The sequence below is a fragment of the Luteibacter sp. HAY1-4A genome (genome assembly GCF_056755355.1).
Map to the genome: position 1 here is coordinate 64,237 of NZ_JBNDHZ010000013.1, position 18,341 is coordinate 82,577.

The following is an 18,341-nucleotide window of genomic DNA, read 5'->3' on the forward strand; positions in this document are numbered from 1 at the left end:
CCGCAATGCCCCCTTACTTCACCGGCGAGGCGCCCGGCACGGGCTTCCCATCCACGAAGGCCCGGACGGCAGCCACCGTGGCCACTGGGGCTTCTTCCATCAGCCAGTGGCCCGAACCGGGAATCACCAGTTCGGTGACTTGGGTCGCAGCATGCCGCATCACCATCGCCTCGCTCGCCCCGAACGACTTTCCGCCTCCGATCGCCAGTACGGGCATCGTGAGCTTGGGCTCGATCGTCTTCTTGTTGTCCTCGGCATCCCCGCGTATCGCCTGGAACTGCGCGAAGGCCGAGTGCATGCTGTCGGGCCGCGCATACAACTCGGCGTAGTGCTGGCGGGTGGCTTCGTCGATCCGGGACGGATCGCCGCCGAAGTCACGCCAGAACCGGTCGAGGTAGATCCGCTCGCGCCCGGCAACCAGACGTTCCATGTCCGGCCCACCAAGGTCGAAGTGCCACAAGAGCGGGGAGCGCACCAGTTCGTCCCATGGCGGGATACCTGGAACGGGCGCGTCCATGACCACCAGCTTGTCGGTCTTGTCGCGATACCGCACAGCATAGACGTAGGCCACCATGGTGCCGATGTCATGCCCGACGATCACGGCACGATCGATGTGCAGGTGGGTCAATACGTCGCGGACGTCCGCCGCCTGGTTCTTCTTGTCGTAGCCGCCTTCGGGATGCGACGACAAACCGAGTCCGCGAAGGTCCGGCACGACCACGGTATGGTCGCGGGCCAGGTTCACGGCGAGCGGTTGCCACATGTCACCCGTATCGCCAAAGCCGTGCAGGAGCACGACTGCGGGCCCCGTTCCACCGACGCGAACATGGATAGTCGCGCCGTTGGCCTCGATGTCCTCGATCTTGAACGACGGAGGGTAAGGCAAAACCACCGCGGCAACGGGAAGCACGAGCACCATCCACAGGCACGCGACGATGAGCACACGATTCAAGGTATCGATCTTCATTTGGTGCCTTTCGGTTCGTCGGCCGGGTTCTCGTACACCGTATCCGTCGGTCCGAAGCCCGTGATCAACACGGTCACCGGTTCGTTACCCGTCATGGCGAAGTGCGGTCCGTTCGCGGGTTCGGTGTACACGGAACCGACCGGAAGCGTCTTCAGCTTTCCCTTGTCGAAGGTCGAACCGTAACCGAAGTGCCAGGTACCCGAGAGCACCGTGCCGACGCGATCGCCGGCATGGTGGTGTGCGGGAATGGAGGCATTCGGTCCGACCTTCAGGAGCTGGGCGTACGCGCCCGGTTGCGAGGCATTCCCGAGAATGGTGACGACCTGCACCTTGGGATTCCCCGAACCGCCCGCGCCTCCGGTGGCCTTGACGCCGGCGAGTTCGGTAGGCGTCTTCGCGTAGTCGGGAAGCTGCGAGGTGGCTTGCTGCGCTTGCGCCGCCATCGCGACGGATGCCGAGACCAGTACGCCGAGGATATGTAGCTTGTTCATGACATGCTCCTTCATTCCGATGGTTCGATGAATTCGAGGGTCACCCCGTCGGGGCCTCGCACGTAGATCAGGCGCATTCCCTTGCGGTCGCCCGATGCGACGGTCTGCACGTCGTCCACCGGGTGCCAGTCGAAGTCGGCCAGCCTCGCCAGCAGTGCATCCAGGTTCTGGACGTAGAACGCGACGTGCACGGAACCCACGTCGCACGACCGGGGCCTGATCAGCTGGCGGCCGTCCGGCGCGCGGTATTCGAGAAGCTCGATCTGGTGCTCGGGCCCCTTGACCATGGCGAGGCGCAGCGCGGCGCCCTTCACACCCACCAGCCCTTCGATGAAGCGGTCGTTAGGGAAATCCCAGGTATAGAGATGCTCGAACCCCATCGCCTCCACCCAGAAGGCAAGCGACTGGTCGAGGGACGTCACCGTGATGCCCGTGTGGTCTACGCGGCTGATGCGGAATGGGCCCGTCATGCCCGTCCCCAGAAGCGATCCAGCTGCTCGCAGATGAAGTCGGTGCGCTCCTCGAAGACCCAGTGCCCGCACTCTTCGATCACGCCGCCTTCCGCGCTGTCGGACAATGCACGGGCGCTGTCGTAGCAATGCGCCCCGAACGAGCGCACGCCGCCCCAGCCCATGACGGGAATGCCAAGCTTCTCCTTCGTGATCTCCGCGAGCTGTGCCGACTTTTCCGCCAGGTAGCCATAATGGTTGAGGCTGGCCCTGAGGTTGCCGGGTTGCTTCATCTGGGTCACGTAGCGCTGCAGTTCTTCTTCGTCGATCGCGTGTGGGTTGTAGGCGAAGTCGCGGAAGAAATGCCGGAGGTAGCCTTCCTCTTTGCCTTCGATCAGGAATCGGGTGATGTCCATGTTCGAATGCATGGACAAGTGCCAGTACGCCACGCGTGGATCGACATAGCCCGGGTAATCGAGACCGAAGAACGGCGTTTCGATCGTCGCCAGCGAATACGCGCGCTCGCCCGCCATATAGGCCAGCGCGACGGCGGGCGGGCCGCCGAGGTCATGCGCGAGGATGTGGAAGCGGTCGACGCCTTCGAGATCGGCCAGTGCCAGCAGGTCCTGCGCAATCGTCGCCGGCATGTAGGCGGAAGCGTCGTAGGGTTTGTCGCTGTCCGCGAAGCCGGGGAGGTCCGGGGCGATGAAGCTGTAGCTGTCCGCGAAGGCATCGAAGATGAGGAGGAACTCGCGGTAATTCTGCGGCCAGCCGTGCAGGCACATCACCGTGGGGCCCTTGCCCACGGTCACGTAGTGCAGGTTGATGCCGTTGACGAAGCCACGTTTGGAAGTGATCTCGATCATGTTTCGCTCCGTTTTTCTGTTTCTTTCGCGGTATCGCCGCTAGGCAGGTTCCCGAAGATGTGCGACGTACAGTGCGCCTGTCGCCATGCCACGGCGAAGGTCGATCCTGAAAGCATCTGCTTGCCGACGGGAATGAGCTGCTCACCGATGAGGATGCCCGCCAGTCCGACCAACGCGATCACCGGGGGTGCCGGCGAGCGGACCCGCAACAAGCTATAGACGACGCCGACCAGGATGCCGACGGCGAGGGACGCGATATAGGCTTTCATGGAAAGGCCTGCGTGCCGGGTGGAGATGCACTCTGCGCCTCGACCCCACGCACCGCTAGCCGCGCGCGGCGGCAATCTGTGTTCCGCGAACTGGAACGGCCGTCAGTTCAGGCCACGATCCTGTGCTCGGACTCCGCCGACCGGGCGAAGTACTCGATGAGGAAGTCGGTCAGCCTGTGCACCTTGCGCGCGGAGAATGGGCTTTTCGGTCGCACCATATGTGCCGCGGTCGGTGCCACGGGATAGCGTTGCATCACCTGGACCAGCCTTCCGTGGGGAACCTGCTGGAACAATCCCGTGCATAGCTTGGCGATGCCCAATCCCGCCATCGCGGCCTCCACCAGCGCTTCGCCGCTATCCGCCTTGAAGCGGCCCCTTGGATGGACGACGACGATCTTCTCACCATCGACGAATCGCCACGGATCCGTGCCTTGGATGAGCGCCTCGTGGCTGAGAAGGTCCTCGGGTGATCCCGGCTCTCCGTTCCTCGCAATGTAGTCCGGGCTGGCGACCAGGCAGGTGGTGATGACAGCGATCCGCCGAGCCACCAGGTTGGAGTCGGGTAGATGGCCTACGCGCACCGCGCAATCGAACCCGCCGCCCACCACGTCGACGAACTGGTCCGAGTAAGACGTATGCAGGTCGATGTGTGGATGCGCCCGGGCGAATTCCGCGAAGGCGGAAGCGAGATGGGTCTTGCCGACGGACAGGGGCGCGGCTACCCGCAGGCGTCCCCTCAGCCCCTCGCCCGCGGTCACGCTCTCCATGGCGCGGTCCATTTCGCCGCAGGCCCTGGATGCGTGGTCCCTGAAGATCAGGCCGGCCTCGGTCAGCGAGGCGCCGCGCGTCGTGCGGGCGATGAGCTGCACGCCCACCTCTTCCTCTAACCGGTGAAGGCGCCGGCTGATGATGGATTTCGAGATGCCAAGGCGACGTGCCGCGGCCGAAACGCCACCGGCGTCGGCGATATGGACGAACGTCTGCAGGTCTTCGAGTTCCAAGAACGGCTCCAGGGATGTGATCGGCGCGCGGATGACGGGTGTATCACACCAGGGGTGGGATCCGCTTCGCCGATCCTCTTTCTTTTGCGCAGTCCAACCTTTTCAGCATTCACTGAGGGTTGCGAGGCCTGCCGCTCGTTTCGTCCCAAGAACCGCTGAAGCGGCCAAGGCGGCCACCGGCCAAGCTGGTCCAATTCCGCATGTTTGACCATGCAGTTGCCAACCACCTTCCAAGGAGATCCGCCCGATGCGCCGTTCGTTGCTAAGTACTGCCCTGCTCGCCGCCGTTGCCCTCAGCCCCGCCGCCTTCGCCGCCGACAAACCCACCATCGTCCTGGTCCACGGCGCCTTCGCGGATGCCTCGAGCTGGAACGGGGTAGTCGAACAGTTGCAGAAGGACGGCTATACGGTGGTCGCGGCGGCCAACCCGCTGCGCAGCGTCAAGACCGACGCCGCCTACATCGGCGACGTCGTCGCCGGCATCGCATCGCCCGTCGTACTGGTTGGCCATTCGTATGCCGGCTCGGTCATCACCGAGGCGGCGGAAGGCCACGACAACGTGAAGTCTCTGGTCTACGTGGCGGCCTTCTCGCCGGACATCGGCGAGTCCGCCGCCTCTCTCAGCAGCAAGTTCCCGGGCAGCACGCTCGGTCCCGCGCTCGCACCGCCGGTGCCGCTGGCCGGCGGCGACAAGGACCTCTACGTCCAGCAAGACAAGTTCCCCGCGCAGTTCGCGGGCGACGTTCCGCTGAAGGCGGCCAAGGTCATGGCTGCCGAGCAACGCCCCATCACCGCGGGCGCCCTCAACGAAGCGGAAACGGCCACGGCGTGGAAGCACATTCCGTCGTGGCACATCTACGGCACGAAGGACAAGAACATTCCGCCGGAGTCGATGAAGTTCATGGCGGAGCGCGCGAAGTCGAAGAAGACCGTGGTGGTCGACGGCGCGTCCCACGTCGTGATGATCTCGCATCCGAAGCAGGTAGCGGACCTGATCGAAGCCGCCGCCAAGGGCGGCTGAGGTTGGCGCCACCCGTTGCGGGTGGCGCGTTTTCTGTAGGAGCCGCTATAGCGGCGAGGGACCCTGCGATGTTGTCGCTAGATTTTCCTCGCCGCTATAGCGGCTCCTACAAACTCGTTCAGTGCTCCAGCGGAAGGTCCTTCGTTTCGCGTACGAAGAACAGGCCGACGATGAAGGTCATGAGCGCGACGATCACCGGGTACCAGAGGCCGTAGTAGATGTCGCCCTTCCAGGCCACCAGCATGAAGCCGATGGTCGGTACGAATCCGCCGAACCAGCCGTTGCCGATGTGGTACGGAAGGCTCATGGACGTGTAGCGGATGCGAGTGGGGAACATCTCCACCAGCCACGCCGCGATCGGGCCGTAGACCATCGTCACGTAGAGCACCAGAAGGAACAGCAGCACCACCAGCATCGGCTTGTTCATCGCCGCCGGATCGGCCTTCTCGGGATAACCCGCCGCCTTCACCTGCGCGCCGATCCTCGCCGTGAATTCCTTGTTCTGCGCGGCGAACGTGGCCTTGTCGAGCTGGGTGCCTTCGAACGATTCGATGACCTCGTCACCGATCTTCACCGTGGCCAGCGTACCTGCGGGTGCCGCGGCGTTCGAGTACGGAATGCCCTTCTTCGCCAGCGCGCTCTTTGCCACGTCGCATGAACTGGTGAATGTCTTCTTGCCCACCGGATCGAACTGGAAGGTGCAGGCGTTCGGATCGGCGGTGACCACCACCGGTGCCGAGGCGGCGGCGGCTTCGACGGCCGGGTTGCCGAAGTGGGTAAGCCCCTTGAAGATCGGGAACATGGTGAGCGCCGCGATCAGGCAGCCGGCGAGCACCACCGTCTTGCGGCCGATCTTGTCCGACAGCCAGCCGAAGAACACGAAGAACGGCGTGGCGATGAGCAGCGCGGCGGCGATCATCAGGTTCGCCGTGGTGCCGTCGATCTTCAGGCTCTGGGTGAGGAAGTAGAGCGCGTAGAACTGCCCCGTGTACCAGACCACGGCCTGGCCGGCGGTGGCGCCTAGCAGGGCGAGGATCACCAGTTTCAGGTTCGGCCAGCGACCGAAGGCTTCGGTGAGCGGCGCCTTCGAGTGCTTGCCCTCCGCCTTCATCTGCCGGAACACCGGCGATTCCTGCAACTGCATGCGGATGTAGACGGAGATGCCGACGAGCACCGACGAGATCAGGAACGGAATGCGCCAGCCCCACGCTTCGAACGACTCGGTGCCCATGCCCATGCGCGTACCGAGGATCACCAGCAGCGACAGGAACAGACCGAAGGTGGCGGTGATCTGGATGAAGCTGGTGTACAGGCCACGCTTGCCCATCGGCGCGTGTTCCGCGACATAGGTAGCGGCACCGCCGTATTCGCCGCCCAGGGCCAGGCCCTGCAACAGCCGCAACACGATCAGCAGCACGGGTGCCGCCACGCCGATGGTGGAATAACCCGGAAGCACACCGACCAGGAAGGTCGACGTACCCATGATCACGATGGTGATGAGGAAGGTGTACTTGCGTCCGATCAAGTCGCCCACGCGGCCGAACACGATCGCGCCGAAGGGCCGCACGAAGAAGCCGGCCGCGAAGGCGAGCAGAGCAAAGATGAACTGGCTCGTTTCATTGAGGCCGGTGAAGAACTGCTTGCCGATGATCGCGGCCAGCGAGCCGTAGAGGTAGAAGTCATACCACTCGAAAACGGTGCCCAGGCTGGATGCGAAGATCACCCGCTTGTGGCTGCTGCCAATGGTGCCGTCGGCGCGAAGGCCGCCTGCCGTAGTTGCCATGTCGGTCTCCGATCAGAACCGGTAGTTGCCGTTGAGGGTGATTTCGTTGGCCGACGTCTTCTGCCGGCCAAGGCCATTGGCCGTCGTCGAATTGAGGTTGGAATGCAGCCACTCGACACTGAAGTCGTACGCGCCGGCGGTGTATTGCAGGCTGAGCGCCTGCTGGCGGTTCTTGAGCAGGCCCGGGGCGTTCGCCGCGCGCCAACGGAGTACGTCGTTCTCGTTCGGCTTGCTTGTGGCCAGCGTGCCGTACAGCGTCCAGTTCGGGGTGAACTTGTAGCCGGCCTGCAAGTAGCCGCCCTTGTCCTTGATGTCGCCGAACTGCGACAGGTCGCCGAAGATCTGCGCAATGGCGGTGCCGGTATAGACGGCGCCCTTGACGATGAAGTTGCCGGGCATCCACATGCCGCCCACTTCGTACGCCGTGCTCTTGATGTTGCTCTTGATCGGGGTGACGGTCAGGCCGTCCACACCGTGGAGGTCCAGCTTGCTGTAGTGCGCCGAGCCGAATACCTGCCAGTTGCTCCCCTTCGCGGTGAGGCGCGCCTCCACCTGCGGCTTGAAGCCGGCGTTACCCGCGGTGAGGTAGTTGGTCGTGAGGCCCGGGCCATTCCAGCTGCCTTCGAACACGCCGAGGTCGAAGCGCCACTTCACGCCCTCCGAGCCGTGGTTGAGATCCTGCATCAGCATGACGCCCGGGTAGCGCCAGCCGATCATGCCGGTGCCATAGCCCAGCGGGAAGGCGATGTGCGAGAGCGATTGCGGCACGTATTCCAGCGGAAACATCAGGTCCCACATCTGGCCGATGCGGAACGTGGTGCCCGTGCCGGCATTGGTAATGTCCATGTATGCCTGGCGCAGGCGCGGCGTCGGCTGCTGCTGGCTATATGGACCGGTGCCGTTGAAACCGCCGAAGAAGTCCATCTCGATGCGGCCGCTACCGGCCCAGTTATCGGTGAACTTCGCGCCGGTGAAGTCGAGCCAGAAGCGGGTGTTGCGCACGTCCACGCCGCTCAGCGAGTCGTTCACGCGCCCGCCCTGGCCGGGGATCGGGTACTCCGCGTTGGCGCCGTTGCCATAGGTGAAGGCCTTGCTCTGGCTGAAGGCGTTGGCGTTGATGAAACCGTGCAGCGCCACGGATACGCCCGGCGCGGTGGTGAAGGTCGGTTTCGCCGGCACGGCGGCCACGGTCTTCTCGACCTTGGCCACCTTCTCGTCGGTCTGCTGTGCCTGGGTTTGCGCGGCCTGGGCCGTGGCGGTGGCCTGGCTCGTGGCCGTCCGCTGTTCCTGGATCATCGCCTTCAACTCGGCCAGTTGCTGCTCGAGCTGGCTGACCCGGGATTCGAGTTCGGCCTCGCGCGTGGATTTCTTTGCCCGCGATTGGGCATGGACCTGGTCCGGAATGGCCGCCATCGGCAGCATCAGGGCGCAGGCAACGCTGAGGGCGATGGCCTTGCGGCCGCCGTTGCGAGTGCTGTTCATCATGGTCTCCCCAACCATTGGCAGGCCGAGCATGTGACACGCCCGCTGGGGCTGCCATTCGCCAAAGGTCGAACCTCGACCAAAGTCGTAGCGGGTTCGCAGCTTAATGTTGCGCCGCGAGGCTAAACTTCATGCCATAGCACTTCCCTGGAGCCAGCATGTCCGATTTCCACCCGGTCGATCCCGCTTTCGCCGCCAAGGCGCGCATCCGCAAGGACGACTACGAACGCATGTACGCCCGGTCCGTCCAGGACCCTGATGGCTTCTGGAAGGAGATGAGCGGGCGGCTGGACTGGATCGTGCCGCCGACGAAGATCAAGAACGTCTCGTTCGACCCTGCCAACCTGTACATCCGCTGGTTCGAAGACGGCCAGCTCAACGTCTCGGCCAACTGCCTCGACCGCCATCTCGCGAAGCGCGGCGACAAGACCGCCATCATTTTCGAGGGCGACGATCCCGGCGAGACGCGCAGCCTCACCTACCGCGAACTGCATGCCGAGGTATGCAAGTTCGCGAACACGCTGAAGAACCTGGGCATCGCCAAGGGCGACCGCGTGGTGATCTACCTGCCGATGATCCCCGAGGCCGCCGTGGCCATGCTCGCCTGCGCGCGCATCGGTGCCGTGCATTCCGTGGTGTTCGGCGGTTTCTCGCCGGATTCGCTGGCCAGCCGCATCGCCGATTCCGGCGCGAAGCTCATCGTCACCGCCGACGAGGGTTGCCGCGGCGGCAAGAAGATTCCGCTGAAGGCCAACGTCGACGAGTCGCTTACCCGCCCCCGCACCAACAGCGTGGAGACCGTGGTGGTGGTGCGCCGCACCGGCGGCGCGGTGCAGTTCCAGTCGCCGCGCGACCGCTGGTACCACACGCTTATGGAAGGCCAATCCGCGACGTGCGAACCGGAGTCGATGAACGCGGAGGATCCGCTGTTCACGCTGTACACGTCGGGTTCCACCGGGCAGCCCAAGGGCGTGCTGCACACCAGCGGCGGTTACCTCGTCTACACCAGCCTGACCCATGAACTGACGTTCGACCTGCGCGAGGACGACATCTACTGGTGCACGGCCGATGTGGGCTGGGTCACCGGGCACAGCTACGTGGTATACGGCCCGCTCGCGAACGGCGCCACCGTGGTGATGTTCGACGGTGTGCCGAACTACCCGGACTACAGCCGCTTCTGGCAGGTGGTGGACAAGCATAAGGTCACGCTCTTCTACACGGCGCCCACGGCCATCCGCGCCTTGATGCGCGAGGGCGAAGAGCCGGTGAAGAAAACCTCGCGCAAGACCTTGCGCGTGCTGGGTACGGTGGGCGAGCCGATCAACCCCGAGGCCTGGAACTGGTACTACCGCGTGGTGGGCGACGAACGCTGTCCGGTCGTCGATACCTGGTGGCAGACGGAAACCGGCGGCTTCATGATCACGCCGCTGCCCGGCGCGACCGACCTCAAGCCAGGCTCCGCCACCTTGCCGTTCTTCGGCGTGAAGCCGGCCATCGTGGATACCGACGGCAAGCCGCAGGAAGGCGAATGCAGCGGCAACCTGGTCATCACCGACTCCTGGCCCGGGCAGATGCGCACCGTTTACGGCGACCACCAGCGTTTCGTCGAAACGTACTTCAAGACCTATCCCGGCAACTACTTCACCGGTGACGGCGCGCGGCGTGACGCCGACGGTTATTACTGGATCACGGGCCGCGTCGACGACGTCATCAACGTGTCGGGCCATCGCATCGGCACCGCCGAGGTCGAGAGCGCGCTCGTGGCGCATCCGAAAGTGGCCGAGGCCGCCGTGGTCGGTTGCCCGCACGACATCAAGGGACAGGGCATCTACGCCTTCGTGACCCTGGTGGCCGGGGAGACCGGTAGCGAAGCGCTGTCGAAGGAATTGATCGCGGGCGTGCGCAAGGAGATCGGCCCGATCGCCGCGCCCGATTACCTGCAATGGGCGCCCAGCCTGCCGAAGACGCGTTCGGGCAAGATCATGCGCCGCATCCTGCGCAAGATCGCGGAAAACCAGCCCGACCAGCTCGGCGACGTGTCCACGCTGGCGGACCCCGGCGTGGTGAAGAACCTCGTGGAAGAACGGTTGATCAAGTAACCCATGTCCGACGTCCTCATTGCCGACGACCACCCCCTGTTCCGCGATGCCCTCCAGCGCGCGGTGCTGGCGGCGGTGCCGGACGCCACGGTGCACACCGCGGACAGCGTGCCTGCGCTGTTCGCGCTGATCGAATCGCTGCCGGACGCGGACCTGCTGTTGATGGACCTGCACATGCCGGGAGCGCGGGGTTATTCCGCGCTCGCGCATATCCGCGGGCAGTATCCGGGGCTGCCGACGATCGTCGTGTCGGGCCATGAAGAAGGGCAGATCGCGAGGCGCGCGCTTGCGCACGGCGCTTCCGCCTATATCCCGAAGTCGGCGGCGGTCGAACAGATCGTCGAGGCCGTGCGCGCGGTACTCGACGGCGACGTGTGGCTGCCGCACCAGCTGGTGGGCGGCAGTGTGGAATTGAAAGCCGACGAAGCCGACGTAGCCGCGCGCGTGGCAATGCTCACGCCGCAGCAGTTCCGGGTGCTGAACATGATCGCCGAAGGCCTGCTCAACAAGCAGATCGCCTACGACCTGGGCGTGTCGGAAGCCACGGTGAAGGCGCATATGACGGCGATCATGCGCAAGCTCGGCGTGTCGAATCGCACGCAGGTGGCGTTGGCGGCTAGCCACCTGGATGTGGAGAAGGAAGCGTTCCCCGGAGTGTCGCAGGAGGGTTGAATACCTGGGAACCTCAGGCTGCGTGCGTCCCCGTCCGTTTCACCAGCGCCACCAGCAACGCCCGGAGCGCCGCCGGTCGCACGGGCTTGTGCAGTAGCGGATAGCCCAGCGATCGCGCGCGCTGCTTCAGTTCCGTGCTGCCATCGGCCGTGACCATCGCCGCCGGCGGCACGCGTGCCATCTTGCTGCCGATGAACTGCAAGGCTTCAAGGCCGTCCATCCCATCGCCCAGGTGATAGTCCGCGAGGATCAGGTCGACGTGCGTCGACGAAAGGATGGCCAGCGCGGCGTCGACGTCCAGGGCGACCCGGCAATCCACGCCCCAGCGTCCGAGCAGGGCCCGCATGCCCTCGAGGATCGTCTCGTCGTTGTCCAGGCACAACACGGTCAGCGGCAACTGCTCGCCACCGGGGCGGACAACGGCCGGCACGTGTTTGCGCGGCACGGCTTCCGCGCGGGGAACGGTGATGCTGAAGCAGCTTCCTTCGCCCACGCGCGACCGCAGGCCGAGCGGATGTTCCAGGATGCCGGCGAGGCGGTCGCAGATGGACAGGCCAAGGCCAAGTCCTTTCTCGCCCCACGGCGAGGGCCGTTCCAGGCGCTGGAACTCGCCGAAGATTCGTGCCTGCTGTTCGTGGGCGATGCCGGGGCCGCTGTCCCAGACTTCGATGCGAACATTGCTCCCCATGCGGCGCACGCCGAGCAGCACGCCGCCCGAGCGGGTATAGCGCAATGCGTTCGAGAGGAAATTCGCGACGATCCGGCGCAACAGCTGCGCGTCCGAGCACACGGCAAGCGAGCACGGTGCGACGCGCAGGGTGAGGCCTCGCTGCTCGGCCACTACCGCAAACTGTTGTCGCAGCGAATCGAACAGATCTGCCAGTGCGAAGGGCGCCACCTCGGGCCGGTAGCTGCCGGCGTCGAGTCGTGAAACGTCGAGCAATGCGTCCAGCAAGTCTTCCGCTGCGCGGAACGACGCGTCGATACGCTCCGCCAGTTGCGCAACTTCACCATCGAGACCAGGGTGCTGACGCAACGCCGACGTGAACAGCCGCGCCGCGTTGAGTGGCTGGAGCAGGTCGTGGCTTGCGGCGGCGAGGAAACGCGTCTTCGACGCATTCGCGGCTTCCGCTTCGCGACGCGCGATGGCCGTGGCATTCAACGCTTCCGACAACTCGGCCGTGCGATCTTCGACGCGTTGCTCCAGGGTCTCGTTCGCATCGATGAGCGCCTGCTCCACGCTCTTGTACGCCGTGACATCGGTGAAGGTCGTGACGAAGCCACCGCCGGGAAGCGCACGGCCGCGCATTTCGATCACGGTGCCATCCGGACGCACGCGCTGGAACACGTGCGGCGATCCGGCGCGCATGTAGCGGATGCGTTTGGCTACGTGTTCGTCCACTTCGCCGGGACCGCATTCGCCGTGCTCCGCGTTCCAGCGGATGAGGTCGGCAACGGGCAGGCCCACGTACACCATGCCGTCGGGGTACCCGAACAGTTCCAGGTAACGCCTGTTCCACGCGACAAGGCGCATTTCGCCGTCGACCACGCTGATGCCTTGCGACACGTTCTCCAACGTGGTGGAAAGAAGTTCGCGATTGAAGCGCAGTTCCTGGGAGGCTTCGTCCATCAACGCCATGGCTTCGGCGATGTCGAGGCCCGTGCCGGAGAGGGCACCCATGAGGATACGGCGCGCACTCGCGGCGCCCACGGCGCTGGCGAGAAGGCGTTCGGTGAATTGAATGAGCGGACGGTCGGCGGAATCGGTGGGGGAGAGCGTCACACCGTGGCGCTGGCCGTATTCGTTGAAGGCACGCACCGTCACGCGATCGCCCACGATGCGGCCGGCGATGGTACCGAGGTCGCGCACCGTCACCCGCCCGCGCCAGTCGCCGGCACCGGTGGCGCTGCGCACGAAAGGATCGACGAAGAGGGCGGCGTGCAAGCGCTCTGCCACGCTCGGACGGAAACGCAACGAAATGAACACGAGGAACGCCACGTTGAACAGCAGCGACCAGAACGTGCCGTGCGTGACGGACTCCCAGCCTGTGAGGTGGAACAGCTCCGTCGGCTTGAGCCAGCCGAGCCCGAACGGGCCTTCGTCCATCCAGGAGGGGTGCAACCAACCTGCGCGGGTCATGGCCGGCAGCAGCAGCGTATAGCTCCAAACAGTGAATCCTGCCAACAGGCCCACGTATACGCCGACGCGGCTCGCGCCACGCCAGTACAACGCCGAGACGATGGCCGGCGCGAACTGGGCCACTGCGGCGAATGAGAGCAATCCCGTCGCGGCGAGGTTTTCCGCGTCGGCGATGATGCGGTAATACGCGTACGCGAGCGCGGCAAGCACAACGATGGCGATGCGGCGCACCAGCAGCACGATGTTGGAGAGATCGCCACGCCGTTCGAGGTCGAGCCACTTCACGCGAAGCAGCGCAGGCATGACGAGGTCATTGCTGATCATCGTGGCGAGCGCAACGGCCGCCACGATCACCATGCCGGTGGCGGCGGAGAATCCGCCGACGAAGGCGAGCAGCGCCATGCCGCTGTCGCCCAGCGCGATCGGCAGGTTGAGCACCCACGCATCCACGTGGCCGTGCGTCACCTGCGGAAGATTCAATCCCGCGCTCACGATGGGCAGCACCGCCACCGAGATCAGCACCATGTAGATGGGAAAGAACCAGCGTGCGCGGTGCAGGTCGCGCGGGTCTTCGCATTCCACCACACCGATCTGGAATTGCCGCGGCAGGCAGAACATCGCACAGAAGGCGAGCAGGGTCTGCGCGACGAAGCCGGGCGGCATATTGCCCTTGTCCAGCTGAAGCATGGGCGCGCGCAGGGTTTCGACGATGCCAGGTCCGTGCAGGTAGGCGTACACGCCGATGGCGACGAAAGCCAGGAGCTTCACCAGCGACTCCGCGGCGACCGCGAGCATCATGCCGTGATGGTGTTCGGTGGCGTCGATGTTGCGCGTGCCGAAGAGGATGGCGAACACCGCGAGCAGTCCGGCACACCACAGCGCGGTGTCGCCGAACCACCAGGCGGAATTGCCCGCGCCCAGCACCGTGAACGACATGGCCACCGCCTTGAACTGCAACGCGATGTACGGAATGATCGCGACCACCGCAATCACGGCGACGAGTGCGGCCAGTCCGTGCGACTTGCCGAAGCGCGCCGCGATGAAGTCGGCGATGGACGTGATGTTCCGCTCGCGCGCCACCAGCACCAGCCGTTCGAACAACCCGAAGCCGAGCACGAACAGCAGCAGCGGTCCGAGGTAGATCGGCAGGTAGGAGAGGCCGGAAACGGCGGCGGTGCCCACGGCGCCGTAGAAAGTCCACGACGAGCAGTAGACCGCGAGCGCCAGGCTGTAGATCAACGGCCTGAGTTTAGGCTGGCGAGGGTAGAGCGGCCGACGGTCGCCCAGGTAGGCAATGCCGAACAGCAAGCCCACATACAACAGCGACACCAGCAGCAACAGCCAGCCTGCGATCACGAATGGCCTCCCCCTGGGCGGTACGGCCCCATTGTAGGGAAGGCTTCCGGTGTTTGCCGAGGAATCTCCGAGCGCTCCCACGGGGCTGGCGTTACGATGACGGGAATGAACGACGAGCAGCTCGACTTACCGCCGCTGGCACCCGACGAGATCCACATCTGGCGCTGCCGCTGGGCCGGGGGCGCAGGGGAACGCGCGTTTGCCGGCCTCCTCCGGCGGTATGCCGGCGACGACGAGGCGACGATCGCGCGCGGCGAACACGGCAAGCCGCATTTTCCCCCGCCGCACGACACGCTTGGCTTCAACTGGTCGCATAGCGGCGATGTCGCCTTACTGGCCTTGGGCCGCGGTCCTTCAGGCTTCGAAGTGGGGGTGGACGTGGAAACCATGCGTCCACGGGCGCGGGCGTTGGAGTTGTCTCAGCGATTCTTCGCAGCCGATGAGACGTCGTGCCTGCGCGGACTTCCGGAGGCGGCGCGCCTGCAAGGGTTCCTCACCCTGTGGACGGCGAAGGAAGCGGTGCTCAAGGCGCACGGCGGTGGCCTGTCGTATGGGCTGCATCGCGTGTCGTTCAGGCTGGGAGTCGAGGGAGCGGAGCCGGACACGTTCGACGGCGACGTCGGACACGCAGGCGAATGGCAGGTGCGGCGGCTCTCGCTGAACGAAGGTCTTGTGGCAGCCGTCGCGTGGCGCGGTGAGAAGCGCACGGTCTGCGTCTTCACATTTCCGCTTTGAACCTTTTTGCGCCGAGATGTGTCTTATTCCTTGTGTGTGAGTGTGACCGTGGAGTGCGCCACAGGGACGTGGCGAGTTATGCTGGGATGACAGTCATTACGCACGCTGCGCTTGGCGGCGTGCGATTTTTTATGGACCGTCGATGACCCTCCTCAGCGTCAACCTCAACAAGATCGCCGTCCTGCGCAATTCCCGGGGTGGCGGCGAACCCGATATCGCCACCGCCGCCAATTGCTGCATCGATGCCGGATGCGGCGGCCTCACGGTGCACCCCCGTCCCGACATGCGCCACGTGACGCCCGGCGACGTGCGCACGCTGGCGGGCCTGCTGCGCGGGCGGGTGGAATACAACATCGAGGGCAATCCATTCGCGGGTGCGCGCGGTGCGTACCCGGGCCTGCTCGAGCTGGCGAAGGAAGTACGGCCGACACAGGTCACCCTGGTGCCGGACGGCGACGGGCAGATCACCTCCGATCATGGCTTCGACCTCACGACGGACATCGAACTCCTGAAACCGGTGGTGGCGGCGTTCCGCGAGCTCGGCTGCCGCGTCAGCGTGTTCGTCGACGCCGGTGGCGAAGGATTCGAGGCGGCAAAAGCCATCGGCATCCAACGCATCGAACTCTATACCGGCCCTTATGCAAAGGCGTTCCACGATGGCGACGCGCGCGCGGAACTGGCCGCCTTCGCCGACACTGCCCGCCGCGCACAACAGGCCGGCCTGGCGGTGAACGCCGGGCACGACCTGAGCCAGGCGAACCTCGGTACGTTCAAAGCCGCCATTCCCGGGCTGGCCGAGGTATCGATCGGGCATGCGTTGATCGGTGAGGCGCTATACCAGGGGCTCGGCAACACGGTGCGTGCCTACCTCGACATCCTGAAGTAGGAGCGAAAAGCACTCTGTGGGAGCCGCTTCAGCGGCGATCCAGCGGCAGCGGGCAAGCTTGCCGCGAGCACCCATCGCCGCTGAAGCGGCTCCCACACAGATCGCAAGCACAAAAAAACCCCGCCGCGAGGCGGGGTTTTTTGTCTTACCGGACAAACCGATCGGTTATTGCGCGTTGACGAAACCGATCTTGGTCAGGCCCTGGCCCTTAGCGTCGGAAAGCACGCGTGCCACGACCTCGTACTGAACCGCGTCATCCGCGTCGATCTGCAGTTCCGGCTGGTTCGACTGCTGGGCGATCACCGCGATCTGGGCGCGAAGGCCCAGTTCGTCGACCGGTGTGTCGTTCCAGTACAGCGAGCCATCCTGGCGGATCTGCAGCCGGACGGGATCCGGCGGATTCTCTGGGTTGACGATGTTCGGGTTCGGCTGCGGAAGATCGATCTTGATCTTATGCGACAGCATCGGAGCCGTGATCATGAAGATGATCAGGAGCACCAGCATCACGTCGACGAGCGGCGTGACGTTGATGTCCGACATCGGGCCACCGGAGTTGCCTGAGCTGAATGCCATGTTCGTTACTCCCCCGCCTTGCCAGTCGACATGAAGCCGACGTGGACCATACCGGCTTCCTTGGCATCGCCAAGGATCTTTTTCACCACGCGATATTCGGTGGTGCGGTCGGCACGGATCTGGAGTTCCGGCTGCGGCGACTTCGCCGCCGCAACCGCGAACTGGGCCTTCAGTTCAGCCTCAGTGACTTCGCCGTCATTGAGGAAGTACGTACCGTCCGGCTTGACCGCGAGATCCATCGGTTCGACCGGGGTGTCATCCTTAACGTTCGGATTAGCCTTCGGCAGATCGATCTGGACCTTATGGGACATCAGCGGCGCCGTGATCATGAAGATGATCAGCAGAACCAGCATCACGTCGACCAGCGGCGTGACGTTGATTTCCGACATCGGACCACCGGAGTTGCCCCCGCTGCTCATAGCCATGGGTCAGTTCCTCTTACTTCTTGGCGACGGCAGCCGGACCGGTGCCTTCGACGCGGGCGCCCGTGGCGAAGAAGTCGTGCAGGTCGTGCGCGAATTCGTCGAACTGGGCATAGGTCAGGCGGTTCGAGCGCATGAAGAAGTTGTACGCGAGCACGGCCGGGATAGCGGTGAACAGACCGAACGCGGTCATGATCAGCGCCTCACCGACGGGGCCGGCCACCTTGTCCATCGACGCGGAACCCGAAGCGGCGATACCGATCAGCGCGTGGTAGATACCCCACACCGTACCGAGAAGACCGATGAACGGAGCCGACGAACCGACCGTGGCGAGCAGGGTCAGGCCGCCTTCCAGACGCAGGCTCTCGCGAGCGACGGCCTGGCGCAGGGCGCGATCGATGAATTCCGAACGCGACAGCGTCTCGGCGAGGCGACCACCGGCAGCAGCCTGGTGATGCGCGACGGCCGAAGCGGCGTCGAGAGCGATCTTCGAGAACGGTTCGCCCTTCGGCTGCTCTTCGAGCATACGAATGGCTTCCTGCGTCGACGAGGTGTTCCAGAAGCCCTGGATGACCTTGTCGGCGCGAGCACGCACCATGCTGTTACGGATGAAGTTGGCGACGATGAAGTACCACGAGAGTACGGACATCGCGACCAGCACCACGAACACAATCCAACCGAGGAAGTCGAAGTTGTGGATCAGGTGGTCGAAGCCCATCTGCTTGAGGGCGTCGGCATTGGAGTTTTGACCTGGATTAGCAGGCTGAGCGGAGGTGTCTTGCAACATAACGCTACCCTTGGGAAGTCAAGCGTGAACAGAGATGTAAGTAAGTGTGAGGACTAACTTACAGCTGGTTTAGGTTGAACGTAACGGGGACACGTGCATAGCCTTCGACGGCCTGACCGCCTCGCTTGCCCGGGTTGAATCGCCAGTTCCTTGCGGCATCCTCCGCAGCTTTGTCCAATTCGCGGAAACCGCTCGACTGGTCGACCTTGATGTCCTTCGGCGAACCGTCGACACCTACGAGGACCAGAAGTACCACCGTACCTTCGTGCCGCTGACGGATCGCCTGCGGCGGATACCTTGGCGGGTTGCGCTGACGGTACGACCTGTCTCTTATACACATCT

18 protein-coding genes are annotated in these 18,341 nt (G+C 64.5%); 5 read left to right on the forward strand and 13 right to left on the reverse strand.

Going from position 1 to position 18,341, the window contains the following annotated elements:
• Positions 1-13 precede the first annotated feature (13 nt).
• The 6 genes from ACPYOD_RS06345 to ACPYOD_RS06370 form a co-directional block, all read right to left on the reverse strand.
• Positions 14-967: an alpha/beta fold hydrolase gene (locus ACPYOD_RS06345; RefSeq protein WP_481300887.1), complete on the reverse strand. Its 954-nt coding sequence runs from the start codon at positions 965-967 to the stop codon at positions 14-16.
• Positions 964-1,458 carry a cupin domain-containing protein gene (locus ACPYOD_RS06350; protein ID WP_481300888.1) on the reverse strand — a complete coding sequence of 165 codons (495 nt, stop codon included), beginning with the start codon at positions 1,456-1,458 and terminating at the stop codon, positions 964-966. Before ACPYOD_RS06350 ends, ACPYOD_RS06345 begins: the two co-directional genes overlap by 4 nt.
• 11 nt (positions 1,459-1,469) lie before the next feature.
• Positions 1,470-1,928, reverse strand: coding sequence for a VOC family protein (locus ACPYOD_RS06355; protein WP_481300889.1), 459 nt, complete (start codon positions 1,926-1,928; stop codon positions 1,470-1,472).
• Complete coding sequence (locus tag ACPYOD_RS06360; RefSeq protein ID WP_481300890.1) at positions 1,925-2,773, reverse strand: alpha/beta fold hydrolase; 849 nt, start codon at positions 2,771-2,773, stop codon at positions 1,925-1,927. The genes ACPYOD_RS06355 and ACPYOD_RS06360 overlap by 4 nt, the downstream gene beginning before the upstream one ends.
• Positions 2,770-3,042 (reverse strand): XapX domain-containing protein, encoded by a 273-nt coding sequence (locus tag ACPYOD_RS06365; protein WP_481300891.1) that lies wholly within the window; start codon positions 3,040-3,042, stop codon positions 2,770-2,772. Before ACPYOD_RS06365 ends, ACPYOD_RS06360 begins: the two co-directional genes overlap by 4 nt.
• Before the next feature lie 107 nt (positions 3,043-3,149).
• On the reverse strand, positions 3,150-4,043 hold the full coding sequence (locus ACPYOD_RS06370; RefSeq protein ID WP_481300892.1) for a LysR family transcriptional regulator: 894 nt from the start codon (positions 4,041-4,043) through the stop codon (positions 3,150-3,152).
• Between the two features lie 247 nt (positions 4,044-4,290).
• Here ACPYOD_RS06370 and ACPYOD_RS06375 point away from each other — a divergent pair, with 247 nt between their 5' ends.
• Positions 4,291-5,064: an alpha/beta fold hydrolase gene (locus ACPYOD_RS06375; protein ID WP_481300893.1), complete on the forward strand. Its 774-nt coding sequence runs from the start codon at positions 4,291-4,293 to the stop codon at positions 5,062-5,064.
• Positions 5,065-5,182: 118 nt separating this feature from the next.
• Here the strand turns inward: ACPYOD_RS06375 and ACPYOD_RS06380 are convergent, their stop codons facing one another.
• Both ACPYOD_RS06380 and ACPYOD_RS06385 read right to left on the reverse strand, forming a co-directional pair.
• Positions 5,183-6,847 carry an MFS transporter gene (locus ACPYOD_RS06380; protein ID WP_481300894.1) on the reverse strand — a complete coding sequence of 555 codons (1,665 nt, stop codon included), beginning with the start codon at positions 6,845-6,847 and terminating at the stop codon, positions 5,183-5,185.
• 12 nt (positions 6,848-6,859) lie between these two features.
• Complete coding sequence (locus ACPYOD_RS06385; protein WP_481300895.1) at positions 6,860-8,329, reverse strand: porin; 1,470 nt, start codon at positions 8,327-8,329, stop codon at positions 6,860-6,862.
• 158 nt (positions 8,330-8,487) lie between these two features.
• Between ACPYOD_RS06385 and acs the strand changes: the two genes are divergently transcribed.
• Together acs and ACPYOD_RS06395 are read left to right on the forward strand one after the other, a co-directional pair.
• Positions 8,488-10,428 (forward strand): acetate--CoA ligase, encoded by a 1,941-nt coding sequence (acs, locus tag ACPYOD_RS06390; RefSeq protein WP_481300896.1) that lies wholly within the window; start codon positions 8,488-8,490, stop codon positions 10,426-10,428.
• A gap of 3 nt (positions 10,429-10,431) precedes the next feature.
• On the forward strand, positions 10,432-11,100 hold the full coding sequence (locus ACPYOD_RS06395; protein WP_481300897.1) for a response regulator transcription factor: 669 nt from the start codon (positions 10,432-10,434) through the stop codon (positions 11,098-11,100).
• A gap of 13 nt (positions 11,101-11,113) precedes the next feature.
• Here ACPYOD_RS06395 and ACPYOD_RS06400 read toward each other — a convergent pair whose 3' ends face one another.
• Positions 11,114-14,596, reverse strand: coding sequence for a hybrid sensor histidine kinase/response regulator (locus ACPYOD_RS06400; RefSeq protein WP_481300898.1), 3,483 nt, complete (start codon positions 14,594-14,596; stop codon positions 11,114-11,116).
• Between the two features lie 105 nt (positions 14,597-14,701).
• Here ACPYOD_RS06400 and ACPYOD_RS06405 point away from each other — a divergent pair, with 105 nt between their 5' ends.
• On the forward strand, positions 14,702-15,331 hold the full coding sequence (locus tag ACPYOD_RS06405) for a 4'-phosphopantetheinyl transferase family protein (RefSeq protein WP_481300899.1): 630 nt from the start codon (positions 14,702-14,704) through the stop codon (positions 15,329-15,331).
• Between the two features lie 142 nt (positions 15,332-15,473).
• Complete coding sequence (locus ACPYOD_RS06410; RefSeq protein WP_481300900.1) at positions 15,474-16,217, forward strand: pyridoxine 5'-phosphate synthase; 744 nt, start codon at positions 15,474-15,476, stop codon at positions 16,215-16,217.
• A 165-nt stretch (positions 16,218-16,382) separates the two neighbouring features.
• On the opposite strand, the gene ACPYOD_RS06415 is transcribed toward ACPYOD_RS06410, so the two are convergent.
• The 4 genes from ACPYOD_RS06415 to ACPYOD_RS06430 all read right to left on the reverse strand — a co-directional run.
• Positions 16,383-16,790, reverse strand: coding sequence for an ExbD/TolR family protein (locus ACPYOD_RS06415; RefSeq protein WP_072323403.1), 408 nt, complete (start codon positions 16,788-16,790; stop codon positions 16,383-16,385).
• A 5-nt stretch (positions 16,791-16,795) separates the two neighbouring features.
• Positions 16,796-17,215, reverse strand: a complete 420-nt coding sequence (locus ACPYOD_RS06420) for an ExbD/TolR family protein (protein ID WP_167029499.1) — start codon at positions 17,213-17,215, stop codon at positions 16,796-16,798.
• A 13-nt stretch (positions 17,216-17,228) separates the two neighbouring features.
• A complete protein-coding gene (locus ACPYOD_RS06425; RefSeq protein WP_481300901.1) occupies positions 17,229-17,999 on the reverse strand; it encodes a MotA/TolQ/ExbB proton channel family protein in 771 nt (256 codons plus the stop codon).
• A gap of 58 nt (positions 18,000-18,057) precedes the next feature.
• Positions 18,058-18,341 (reverse strand): energy transducer TonB (locus tag ACPYOD_RS06430; protein ID WP_481300902.1); only part of this gene is annotated, 284 nt, incomplete at its 5' end.